The sequence below is a fragment of the Pseudomonas sp. BW7P1 genome, assembly GCF_024981055.1.
In the GTDB taxonomy this organism is placed as follows: Bacteria; Pseudomonadota; Gammaproteobacteria; order Pseudomonadales; family Pseudomonadaceae; genus Aquipseudomonas; species Aquipseudomonas bananamidigenes.
Window position 1 is genome coordinate 4,252,630 of sequence record NZ_CP103374.1, and the last position, 11,670, is coordinate 4,264,299.

The following is an 11,670-nucleotide window of genomic DNA, read 5'->3' on the forward strand; positions in this document are numbered from 1 at the left end:
ATAGCGCTTAACCTGTGGGAGCGGGCTTGCCCGCGAATGGCTCGACTCGGTTTTGAGCCGGACTCAGCCCTTCAACACCCGCGCCAGCGTCGACTTCACCTTGCCCATGCCGTCATGCAGCGCCTGCTCGATCTCGGCCATGGTGATCACTGCCGTAGTCTTGCCCGCCGCCGGATTCACCACCAGCGACAGGCAGGCGTAATCCAGATCCAGCTCACGGGCCAGCGCAGCTTCCGGCATACCGGTCATGCCGACGATGTCGCAACCGTCGCGCTCCAGACGCACGATCTCGGCCACCGTTTCCAGTCTCGGGCCCTGGGTGCAGGCGTAAACGCCTTGATCGCTGTACTCGCAACCTTCGGCGGCCAATGCGGCAATCAGTTGCTGACGCAGTGGCTCGCTGTAGGGGAAGCTGAAGTCGATGTGCGTGACGTGTTCCAGATCGTCGGCGAAATAGGTGTGTTCGCGCCCGCTGGTGTAGTCCACGATCTGATGCGGCACGCAGAAATGCCCGGTGCCCATCGCCGGATGAATCCCGCCCACGGCGTTGACCGCAATGACCGCTTCGGCCCCGGCCTGCTTCAACGCCCACAGATTGGCGCGGTAGTTGACCTTGTGCGGCGGGAAACGATGGGGATGGCCATGCCGGGCGAGGAACAGCACTTCCTTGCCGGCATATTCGCCAATCTGGACGTCAGCTGACGGCGCACCATAGGGGGTATCCACCGCCAGCGACTGACGAATGCTCAAGCCTTCCAGCTGGGTCAGGCCCGTGCCACCGATGATTGCGTAAACCGTCATAGTGAAAAATCCTTAATCGATCAATTGAGCGTCTTTGAGCGCACCGACAGCGGTCAGCCAGCGCGGATCCTGACGGTATTCTGTATTGGCGAACGCCTGACCACGCATGCGTGCGATACGTGGTGACGGCTTGACCTTCATCTTTTGCGCGGCACTCAGGGCCAGCTCGGCAGCAGCCCGATCGTTGCACACCAGACCCATGTCGCAACCGGCACTGAGCGCGGCTTCGATACGACTGGCAGCATCACCCACCACATGCGCGCCAGCCATCGACAGGTCGTCGCTGAAGATCACGCCGTCGAACTGCAACTCACCGCGCAGGATGTCCTGCAACCAGCGCCGGGAGAAACCGGCGGGCTGAGCATCGACTTGCGGATAAATCACATGGGCCGGCATGACGGCGGCCAGTTGCTTGCTGAGTCGGGCGAAGGGCACCAGATCGTTGGCACGAATCTCTTCGAGGCTGCGCTCGTCGTTGGGAATTGCGACGTGGGAATCGGCTTCCGCCCAGCCATGACCGGGAAAATGCTTGCCGGTGGCAGCCATACCGGCACTGTTCATGCCATTGATGAAAGCACCGGCGAGCCGTGCGGCGCGCTCAGGATCACCTTCAAAGGAACGGGTGCCGACGACAGCGCTGCGCTGATAATCCAGATCCAGCACCGGCGCGAAACTCAGGTCGAGCCCCACCGCCAATACTTCGGTGGCCATGATCCAGCCGCATTGTTCGGCCAGATATTCGGCATTCGGATTGTCAGCGATGGCGCGCATGGCCGGCAGGCGTACGAAGCCCTGACGCAGACGCTGGACGCGACCGCCTTCCTGATCAACCGCCAGCAAAAGATCCGGACGGATCGCGCGAATCGCTGCACTCAGCTCGCGCACCTGGCGTGGATGCTCGATGTTTCGGGCAAAAATGATCAGGCCGCCCACTTCGGGCTGGCGCAACAATTGGCGATCTTCGGCCGTCAGCCAGGTACCGGCGACATCCACCATCAACGAGCCTTGCAGGCCAGCAGTCATAGAAATTCCTTGAAAACGAAAAACCCGCTGCCCACGAAACCACCACCAGGGTCATTATCCGGCAGGACGGTGATTTCAATGAGAAACGGGTTCAGAACGAGAGTCGGCATGGGCGGCTAGCTTAGCGGATGTCCGCCGCCACGCCCACCCATGGACAGTCAAACCTTGGCAGGCGCCGGTACTGACTTGCTGCGCGGCCGCAACTGCGCCGTAGCCATGGCCGGATCGGTGACACCGGTTTCGGCACGCATGCCGGCCGCCAGGAACGGCACCATCAGGCGCATGACTTGCTCGATGGAGGTATTGACACCGAAATCGGTCTCGGCGATCGCACGCAACGCCTTGATACCCGACATGCTGAACGCCGCCGCACCCAGCATGAAATGCACGCGCCAGAACAGCTCGATAGGAGGAATGCGCGGTGCGGCCTCGTTCACCAGCAACATGTAGCGACGGAACACCTTGCCGTACATATCTTCCAGATAACGGCGCAGGTGTCCCTGGCTCTGGCTGAATGCCAGACCGAGCAAACGCATGAAAATCGACAGATCGTTGCCACTGCGAGGCTGTACCACCAGAGCCTGCTCGACAAGGATCTCCAGCAGCTCTTCCAGTGAAGGCTTGTTCTCTGGCTTGGCCTGACGCCGCTCCAGCTCTTTGTCGAGACTGATGCAGAACGGGCCGAGAAAGCGCGAGAAAACCGCCTGGATCAGCGCCTTTTTCGAGCCAAAATGATAATTCACCGCTGCCAGGTTGACCCCTGCCTTGCTGGTGATCAGACGCAACGAGGTTTCAGCGAAACCTTTTTCCGCGAACAGCTGTTCTGCAGCATCAAGAATGCGTTCAACGGTTTCCGACTGGGCCATGGCTACTCCGCCTGACAAACACTTGTTTGAAACATACGTTTCAGCCTATGCCTTGTCAAGCCTGCCGGTTCGTTTTGGGAATGGTCGGTCAGATATTTAACCACAACAAGGACGCCGCATTAATCGACGCCGTCACTGACCGTCCGGCGCCCTGGCAAAAAACGAGCATTGCCAAGATCGCTTCACTGTATATAATCCCAGTCACTGTATAAAAAGACAGAGCGATCATTATGCTTAAGCTGACGCCACGCCAAGCCGAGATTCTGGCTTTCATCAAACGTTGCCTCGAAGACAATGGCTATCCGCCGACCCGCGCGGAAATCGCTCAGGAACTGGGCTTCAAATCACCCAATGCGGCCGAAGAGCATCTCAAGGCGCTCGCCCGCAAAGGCGCGATCGAAATGACACCTGGCGCCTCTCGCGGCATTCGCATCCCCGGTCTCGAAGCCAAGGTCGACGAATCCACCCTGCCGATCATCGGCCGCGTGGCTGCCGGCGCACCGATTCTCGCCGAGCAACATATCGAAGAGTCCTGCAATATCAATCCGGCCTTCTTCCACCCTCGTGCTGATTATCTGCTGCGAGTCCACGGGATGAGCATGAAGGACATCGGCATTTTCGACGGCGACCTGCTGGCCGTTCACACGACCCGGGAAGCACGCAACGGCCAGATCGTCGTTGCCCGGATCGGCGACGAAGTGACGGTCAAGCGCTTCAAGCGCGATGGCAGCAAAGTCTGGCTGATCGCCGAAAATCCCGAGTTCGCTCCCATCGAAGTCAACCTGAAAGACCAGGAACTGGTGATCGAAGGCTTGAGTGTCGGCGTAATCCGCCGCTAAAGGAGGCTTTATGCAGTTCCCACACGCACCTCAGCAAACACAACTGCCGTTGTTCGAGGCGTTTCTGGCACAACCACTGGCCCCGATACTCAAGGATCCGGCGGAGCGCACATGGAATGTCGAACCTGAAGCGTACAGCGAACTTTCGCTGCGCGGTGCGACCGGGAACTGCCTGAACCTGCTTGCACCGATTCTTCGTGAATTGAGCGACGATCAGGACGCGCGCTGGCTGACCCTGATTGCACCACCCGCGAGCCTGACACAGGCCTGGCTACGAGAGGCAGGATTGAATCGCGAGCGCATCCTTTTATTGCAACCGCGCGGCACACAGAGCGCCATGCAGTTGGCTTGCGAGGCCCTGCGCCTTGGTCGAAGCCACACTGTAGTGACGTGGATGAATCCGCTTAACGCAGCCTCACGCCAACAACTGATCAGCGCCGCCCGCATCGGGGACGCTCAAAGCCTGAATATTCGATTGGGCTGACTGCATGCGCGCCATCTTAAGCGCGGGGCTTCTCAAGGGATAGAGAAGCCGAACCGAAGTGACAATCGACGGGCGGTGTTCAATGAAGAACTCGCGGCCCCTCTTCCTTATCAAATTCGCCTTCAACCATTCGACCGGCCATCTGCACGCCGACGCTCAGCATTGCTTTGGCAATCTCAACATGCTGTCCCTGCAGAAACGCCTTGGCATCCTCGGAAAAATCCAGCGTCACCAGGGAACCCTCGTCCTCGGCCCTGCGCAGTTCGATTCGGCCGTCTGGTAGCTCGACAATTTCTAGAAAGGACGTTGGCATATAGGTGTGTTCTCCGCGAAAGGCAGGGATTATATAGACATCATTCAAGATTCGCTCAGGATCTTGACCAGCAGCATGCATCTCGTCGCCGCCAACCAAGTCTCCATCAGCATTCGTTCAAGCCTTCACGGAAGCGGACAGCCAACCCCTTCAGGTGTTGTCGCCAGCTCTCCAGCTCTTGCCGGCTCAATTCTTCCGGCGCCTGCTCTTCATCCAGATTTACCGCCTGAATCAGCGGCTGGGTCACATCACCCTTCGGCTTGTGTGGCACCCGTGGTGGCTGAAACAGCGCCGAATGTGCCGCCAGCAATTTCGCCAGCCAGGTTTCCGGATTACGCGCCAACTCGATCATCTCGGCCAGTTCCGGAATTGCAATAGACTCAAGCACTTCGCTGGTCAACAGGGTTTCCGCTCGTGGTGCGTTAGCCTGTGGCAACCGATAGAACCCTGCAATCTCGTGACACAGCCCCAGTAACGCACCGTAGAGATGAAACAGCGCCGATTCGCGCCCGGCCTGTATCAGCGCCAGCGAATTCATTGTCCGCCCCTCTTCGGCCCTGGCCAGCGCCTCCAGCGACAATCCCGCGAAATAGATCTTCTGATTGGTACGGGTATAGAGCTCGTAAGCCATATCGGCACTCTCCGCGGCGAAATAAATGCTTCATACAAGTCGGACAGTGTCATGGATCAACCAATCCGACCGCAAGCATTAAACAAAAGGCCGCGTGAAAACCCGAGGGTTGCCATGCGGCCTTTTGCGCTGACGAAGCCGCTCAGGACTTCATCAGCTCAACATCAGCTCAAGCCTTCGCTTTTGCCGGACGCTTGTCTTCAACCGTCCATTTGCCACCGTCGAAGAAAGCCTTCCAGCCTGTCGGCTTGCCGTCGACTTCGGTCTGGACGTACTGTTCCTTGGTCTTGCGGCTGTAGCGGATTACCGCCGGCAAACCGTCCGGATCCTTCTGCGGCGCGTCGCACAGGAAGTGATACTTCGGATCAATCTCGTCCTTGTGGGGCAGAAGCTCGATGACCAGCGGTGCACGTGTCTCGCGATTCTTGGGGAACTGACTGGCCGCCAGGAACAGACCGGAAGCACCGTCACGCAAGATGTAGGTGTCGTTGACCTTTTCGCATTTCAGCTCGGGCATCTTCACCGGATCCATCTTCGGCGGCGCTGCATCGCCGCTTTTCAGCAGCTTGCGAGTATTCTTGCAGGTCGGGTTGGTGCAACCGAAGAACTTGCCGAAACGGCCGGTCTTGAGCTGCATCTCACTGCCGCACTTATCGCACTCCAGGCTCGGACCTTCATAGCCCTTGATGCGGTAGCTGCCTTCTTCGATCTCATAGCCGGCGCAATCCGGGTTGTTACCGCAAATGTGCAGCTTGCGCTTTTCGTCGAGCAGGTAAGCATCCATCGCCGTGCTGCAGATCGGGCAACGGTGCTTGCCACGCAGAACCAGAGATTCCGACTCCCCCTCATCGTCCGCAGCAATTTCATCACCCGGCACAAGATTGACGGTGGCCTTGCAACGCTCTTTCGGCGGCAGGCTGTAACCCGAGCAGCCGAGGAACACACCAGTGGATGCAGTACGAATCTGCATCGGACGACCGCAGGTGGTGCACGGAATATCGGTCATCACCGGCTGGTTGGCGCGCATGCCGGCTTCCGGGCTCTCAGCCACTTCAAGCTTTTTCTTGAAGTCGCCGTAGAACTCGTCCAGCACGTTTTTCCAGTCACGTTCACCCTGGGCCACATCGTCGAGGTTCTCTTCCATGCCGGCAGTAAAGCCATAGTCCATGAGGTTCGAGAAGCTTTCGGACAGGCGTTCGGTGACGATGTCGCCCATTTTTTCCGAATAGAAACGACGGTTGTGCAACGTCACATAGCCGCGGTCCTGAATGGTCGAAATGATCGCCGCATAGGTCGAAGGACGACCGATACCGCGCTTTTCCATTTCCTTGACGAGGCTGGCTTCCGAATAACGGGCCGGCGGTTTGGTGAAATGCTGAGTCGGATCAAGCTTGATCAGCTTCATCACATCGCCCTGGGCCATGTCCGGCAGGACATCGTCGTCGCCAGGCTTGGTGATTTGCGGCAGAACGCGAGTGTAGCCGTCGAACTTCAGAATTCGGCCCTTGGCACGCAGTTCGAAGTCGCCAGCGGCCACGCTGACAGTGGTCGACAGGTATTGCGCGGGCAGCATCTGGCACGCCAGGAACTGGCGCCAGATCAGCTCATAGAGGCGCTCAGCGTCACGCTCCATGCCCGACAGCTTGCTAGGCGTGGTATTGGCGTCGGAAGGACGAATCGCTTCGTGAGCCTCCTGCGCGCCTTCCTTGCTGCTGTAGACGTTCGGCGTTTCCGGCAGGTACTTTTTGCCGAATTCGTCTTCGATATAGGTACGCGCCATCGCTACGGCATCCGCCGAGAGATTGGTCGAGTCGGTACGCATATAAGTGATGTAGCCGGCTTCGTACAGACGCTGGGCCATCATCATGGTTTTCTTCACGCCAAAGCCCAGACGATTGCTCGCAGCCTGCTGAAGCGTGGACGTGATGAACGGTGCCGACGGCTTGCTGCTGGTCGGTTTGTCTTCGCGCTTGACGATGCTGTAGCTGGAGGACTTCAGCTTCTCCAGCGCCGCCATGGCCTGGGCCTCGTTGAGCGGCTTGAAAACCTCGCCTTTCTCACGCGCGACTTCGAAGCGCACGGTCGAGCCTTTTGCGGTGCCGAGGTCAGCGTGCACTTCCCAGTATTCTTCCGGGATGAAGGCGCGAATTTCACGTTCGCGCTCGACCACCAGCTTCACGGCCACCGATTGCACCCGACCGGCAGACAGACCGCGAGCAATCTTCGCCCACAACAGCGGCGAAACCATGTAACCCACGACGCGATCGAGGAAACGGCGGGCCTGCTGGGCGTTCACTCGATCGATATCGAGCTCACCAGGCTCCGAGAACGCTTCCTGAATCGCCTTCTTGGTGATCTCGTTGAACACCACGCGCTTGTAGCGGCTGTCATCACCACCAATGGCTTCGCGCAGGTGCCAGGCAATGGCTTCCCCCTCGCGATCCAAGTCGGTTGCGAGATAGATGGTGTCAGCATCCTTGGCGAGCCGGCGCAGCTCTTCGATGACTTTTTCCTTGCCCGGAAGGATCTCGTACTTGGCTTTCCAGCCGTGATCCGGATCGACTCCCATGCGCGAGACCAACTGCTTGCGCGCCTTCTCTTTCGGCGACAGTGCTGGCGCCTCACCAGCAGCTGCCTTGCCGCGCTTGGCGGACGGCTCTTTGCCGGCGCTAGCCGAACCGCTGGTGGGCAGGTCTCGGATATGGCCGATACTCGACTTCACCACGTATTGGTTGCCCAGATACTTGTTGATGGTCTTGGCCTTAGCCGGGGATTCCACAATGACCAGCGATTTGCCCATGGATCGGAAAATTCCTGAATTCTAGAAGTGAAAGGCGGTTGGCGCCTGACGCGGCACCGCTATATATAGTGGCTACAAGGTGAGGTCAAGCGCAGGGTTTTGCGCGCCCTCGCCTCACGGCTTCGAAAAAAGGCTTGGTTCGGCTTGCACCAAAGCAAAGCGTGGGACCTGCTCGCCGTCAACTTCGACGGACTCCAGGAACATGCTCAAGGGACGTACCCAGAAGCCATAATCACCATACAGGGCTTGGTAAAAGACCACCTCCTCTTCGGTCTCGGAATGCCGCGCAACACTGAATACGCGGTACTGCGGACCTTTGTAATGTTGGTAGAGCCCAGGTTGTATCGGCATGCTTCGGCCCTCACTCAAATTTTTTCAAAATAAATACAAAAATAAATCCGCAAAAACAAAAACCGGGGCACTTGGCCCCGGCTTCCATCGACGAGACGCTTAAACGCGTTCGAAGACGGTGGTGATGCCCTGGCCGAGGCCAACGCACATGGTCGCCACCCCGAAGGTGCCGCCATTCTGCTTCATCACGTTCAGCAAGGTGCCGGAAATACGGGCACCGGAGCAACCGAACGGGTGACCCAGGGCGATCGCGCCGCCGTGCAGGTTAACCTTCTCATTCATCTTGTCGAGCACTTTCAGGTCCTTCAGCACTGGCAGAGCCTGTGCCGCGAACGCTTCGTTGAGCTCGAAGAAGTCGATGTCGTTGATGGTCAGACCGGCACGCTTGAGCGCTTTCTGGGTCGACGGCACTGGACCATAACCCATGATTGCCGGATCCACACCCGCCACCGCCATCGAACGAATGACGGCCATTGGCTGGATACCCAGATCCTGCGCACGCTGTGCCGACATCACGATCATGCACGAAGCACCATCGGTGATCTGCGACGAAGTACCGGCAGTCACGGTACCACCCTTTGGATTGAATGCCGGCTTCAGAGCCGCCAGGCTTTCCAGGGTGGTTTCCGGACGAATGGTCTCGTCGTAGTCGAAGGTTTTCAGGAAACCGTTCTCGTCGTAGCCCTGCATCGGGATGATTTCATCCTTGAACTTGCCTTCCACGGTTGCCTTGTGGGCCAACTGATGGGAACGCACGCCAAAGGCGTCCTGCTGTTCGCGAGTGATGCCGTGCATTTTACCGAGCATTTCAGCGGTCAGGCCCATCATGCCCGAGGCTTTCGCCGCGTACAGGGACATGTGCGGGTTCGGATCGACACCGTGCATCATGCTCACGTGGCCCATATGCTCGACGCCACCCACCACGAAAACGTCACCGTTGCCGGTCATGATCGCTTGCGCAGCGGTGTGCAGTGCGCTCATCGACGAACCGCACAGACGGCTGACGGTCTGGCCGGCCGACGTGTGCGGGATCTGGGTCATCAGCGACGCCATGCGCGCGATGTTCCAGCCTTGCTCCAGGGTCTGGTTCACACAGCCCCAGATCACGTCCTCGACTTCGGCAGGATCGACCTTGGTGTTGCGCTCCAGCAGTTTGCTGATCAGGTGCGCCGACATGTCTTCGGCGCGGGTGTTGCGGTGCATGCCGCCCTTGGAGCGGCCCATCGGAGTACGACCGAAATCGACAATCACGACGTCTCTAGGATTCAAGCTCATAAGTTCACTCTCACTCTGGTTGGGGGCGCTTAACCGAAGAAGCTCTGGCCGTTCTTGGCCATTTCGCGCAGCTTCGCGGTCGGGTGGTACAGCGCGCCCAAATCAGCGTACTGGTCGGCCAGGGCAACGAACTCGGCGACACCGATCGAGTCGATGTAGCGCAGCGCACCGCCACGGAACGGAGGGAAACCAATGCCGTAGACCAGACCCATGTCGGCTTCGGCAGCGGTCTCGACGATACCGTCTTCCAGGCAGCGCACGGTTTCCAGGCACAGCGGGATCATCATCCAGTTGATGATGTCTTCGTCAGTGACTTCGCGTTGCTCGTAGACGATCGGCTTGAGCACTTCCAGTACCGACGGATCGGCGACTTTCTTCTGCTTGCCTTTCTTGTCGGCCTCGTAGGCATAGAAGCCCTTGCCGTTCTTCTGACCCAGACGCTTGGCTTCGTAAAGCACGTCAACGGCGGAACGACGGTCATCCTTCATGCGATCCGGGAAACCTTCAGCCATCACGTCACGACCGTGGTGGCCGGTGTCGATGCCGACCACGTCCATCAGGTATGCCGGGCCCATCGGCCAGCCGAATTTTTCCATGATCTTGTCGATACGGACGAAGTCCACACCGGCACTGACCAGTTTGGCGAAACCGCCGAAATACGGGAACAGTACGCGGTTGACCAGGAAGCCCGGGCAGTCGTTGACGACGATCGGGTTCTTGCCCATTTTCTTGGCGTAGGCAACGGTGGTGGCGATGGCCAGCTCGCTGGACTTCTCGCCACGGATCACTTCCACCAGCGGCATCATGTGCACCGGATTGAAAAAGTGCATGCCGACGAAGTTTTCCGGACGCTTGAGGGCCTTGGCCAGCAGGCTGATGGAAATGGTCGAGGTATTGGACGCGAGGATGGTGTCCTCTTTGACCTGATCTTCGACTTCCGCCAGAACGGCTTGCTTGACCTTCGGATTCTCGACCACGGCTTCAACGACCAGATCGACATGACCGAAATCGCCGTAGGACAGCGTCGGACGAATGCCATTGAGCACTTCAGCCATTTTCGCCGCGGTCATGCGGCCTTTATCAACGCGACCGACCAGCAGTTTGGCGGCTTCAGCCAGACCTTGCTCGATACCGTGCTCGTTGATGTCCTTCATCAGGATCGGCGTACCTTTGGAGGCCGACTGATAGGCGATACCGCCACCCATGATGCCGGCGCCCAGTACGGCAGCCTGCTTCACGTCCTTGGCGATTTCGTCATAGGCCTTGGCCTTTTTCTTCAGTTCCTGATCGTTCAGGAACAGGCCGATCAGGCTCTGCGCAGCAGAAGTCTTGGCCAGTTTCACGAAACCTGCAGCTTCGACTTCCAGCGCCTTGTCACGACCGAAGTTCGCGGCTTTCTGGATGGTCTTGATCGCTTCGACCGGGGCCGGATAGTTCGGACCCGCCTGGCCGGCCACGAAACCCTTGGCGGTTTCGAAAGCCATCATTTGTTCGATGGCGTTCAGCTTGAGTTTTTCCAGCTTCGGCTGACGCTTGGCCTTGTAGTCGAACTCGCCGGAAATGGCACGCTTGATCAGTTCGACGGAAGCCTCCAGCAGCTTCTCGGGAGCCACCACGGCATCTACGGCTCCGACCTTCAGCGCGTCTTCAGGACGGTTTTCCTTGCCGGCGGCAATCCACTCGATGGCGTTGTCGGCACCGATCAGGCGCGGCAGACGCACGGTACCGCCGAAGCCCGGGTAGATGCCCAGTTTGACTTCCGGCAGACCGATCTTGGCCTTGGTGGACATGACGCGGTAGTCCGCTGCCAGGCACATTTCCAGACCGCCACCCAGGGCGATGCCGTTGATCGCGGCCACGGTCGGAACGTTGAGGTCTTCGAAATCGCTGAAGATCTTGTTGGCTTCGAGATTGCCTGCAACCAGCTCGGCATCCGGCAGCTTGAAGTTGTCGACAAATTCAGTGATGTCGGCGCCGACGATGAACACGTCCTTGCCACTGCTGACGATCACGCCCTTGATCGAAGCATCTGCCTTGATGGTGTCCACAGCCTGACGCAGCTCGTTCAGGGTAAGACGGTTGAACTTGTTGACGGACTCACCCTTGAGGTCGAATTTCAATTCGACGATGCCACTTTCAAGAGCTTTAACCGTGATGGCTTTACCTTCGTAAATCATCAACTGATCTCCACGATATGGAAGCTGAACAGTACACGTCGGACGCAGGCAAATGGCTCGGCAGGACGTTTTTTCGTCAATGCTGACACCCATCCGCCCGGCACACCCGC

General features: G+C 58.5%; 11 protein-coding genes. 2 read left to right on the forward strand and 9 right to left on the reverse strand.

The annotated features are described in order from the left end of the window. Window positions 1-63: 63 nt before the first annotated feature. From NWV16_RS19095 to NWV16_RS19105, 3 genes are all read right to left on the reverse strand, one after another. The gene (locus NWV16_RS19095) at window positions 64-801 is read right to left on the reverse strand and encodes an S-methyl-5'-thioinosine phosphorylase (RefSeq protein WP_260520328.1); all 738 of its coding nucleotides are present in this window, start codon (window positions 799-801) and stop codon (window positions 64-66) included. Between the two features lie 12 nt (window positions 802-813). Next, complete coding sequence (gene nagZ / locus NWV16_RS19100) at window positions 814-1,824, reverse strand: beta-N-acetylhexosaminidase (RefSeq protein WP_260520329.1); 1,011 nt, start codon at window positions 1,822-1,824, stop codon at window positions 814-816. Between the two features lie 158 nt (window positions 1,825-1,982). Beyond that, window positions 1,983-2,690 carry a TetR/AcrR family transcriptional regulator gene (locus NWV16_RS19105; protein WP_065260705.1) on the reverse strand — a complete coding sequence of 236 codons (708 nt, stop codon included), beginning with the start codon at window positions 2,688-2,690 and terminating at the stop codon, window positions 1,983-1,985. Window positions 2,691-2,920: 230 nt separating this feature from the next. Here NWV16_RS19105 and lexA point away from each other — a divergent pair, with 230 nt between their 5' ends. After that, window positions 2,921-3,529 (forward strand): transcriptional repressor LexA, encoded by a 609-nt coding sequence (lexA, locus tag NWV16_RS19110; protein ID WP_065260704.1) that lies wholly within the window; start codon window positions 2,921-2,923, stop codon window positions 3,527-3,529. 10 nt (window positions 3,530-3,539) lie between these two features. Beyond that, window positions 3,540-4,013, forward strand: a complete 474-nt coding sequence (sulA, locus tag NWV16_RS19115) for an SOS-induced cell division inhibitor SulA (RefSeq protein WP_260520330.1) — start codon at window positions 3,540-3,542, stop codon at window positions 4,011-4,013. Window positions 4,014-4,092: 79 nt separating this feature from the next. Here sulA and NWV16_RS19120 read toward each other — a convergent pair whose 3' ends face one another. The 6 genes from NWV16_RS19120 to fadB form a co-directional block, all read right to left on the reverse strand. Continuing rightward, on the reverse strand, window positions 4,093-4,326 hold the full coding sequence (locus NWV16_RS19120) for a hypothetical protein (protein WP_003226592.1): 234 nt from the start codon (window positions 4,324-4,326) through the stop codon (window positions 4,093-4,095). Between the two features lie 106 nt (window positions 4,327-4,432). Next, window positions 4,433-4,957, reverse strand: a complete 525-nt coding sequence (locus NWV16_RS19125; RefSeq protein ID WP_260520331.1) for a DUF6586 family protein — start codon at window positions 4,955-4,957, stop codon at window positions 4,433-4,435. Between the two features lie 169 nt (window positions 4,958-5,126). Beyond that, the gene (gene topA / locus NWV16_RS19130; protein WP_260520332.1) at window positions 5,127-7,757 is read right to left on the reverse strand and encodes a type I DNA topoisomerase; all 2,631 of its coding nucleotides are present in this window, start codon (window positions 7,755-7,757) and stop codon (window positions 5,127-5,129) included. A gap of 114 nt (window positions 7,758-7,871) precedes the next feature. Next, window positions 7,872-8,108, reverse strand: coding sequence for a DUF1653 domain-containing protein (locus NWV16_RS19135; RefSeq protein WP_007953059.1), 237 nt, complete (start codon window positions 8,106-8,108; stop codon window positions 7,872-7,874). A 99-nt stretch (window positions 8,109-8,207) separates the two neighbouring features. Continuing rightward, the gene (gene fadA, locus NWV16_RS19140; RefSeq protein WP_065260699.1) at window positions 8,208-9,383 is read right to left on the reverse strand and encodes an acetyl-CoA C-acyltransferase FadA; all 1,176 of its coding nucleotides are present in this window, start codon (window positions 9,381-9,383) and stop codon (window positions 8,208-8,210) included. Window positions 9,384-9,412: 29 nt separating this feature from the next. After that, entirely contained in the window at window positions 9,413-11,560 is a 2,148-nt protein-coding gene (gene fadB, locus NWV16_RS19145; protein ID WP_260520333.1) for a fatty acid oxidation complex subunit alpha FadB, read from the reverse strand. Window positions 11,561-11,670 lie beyond the last annotated feature (110 nt).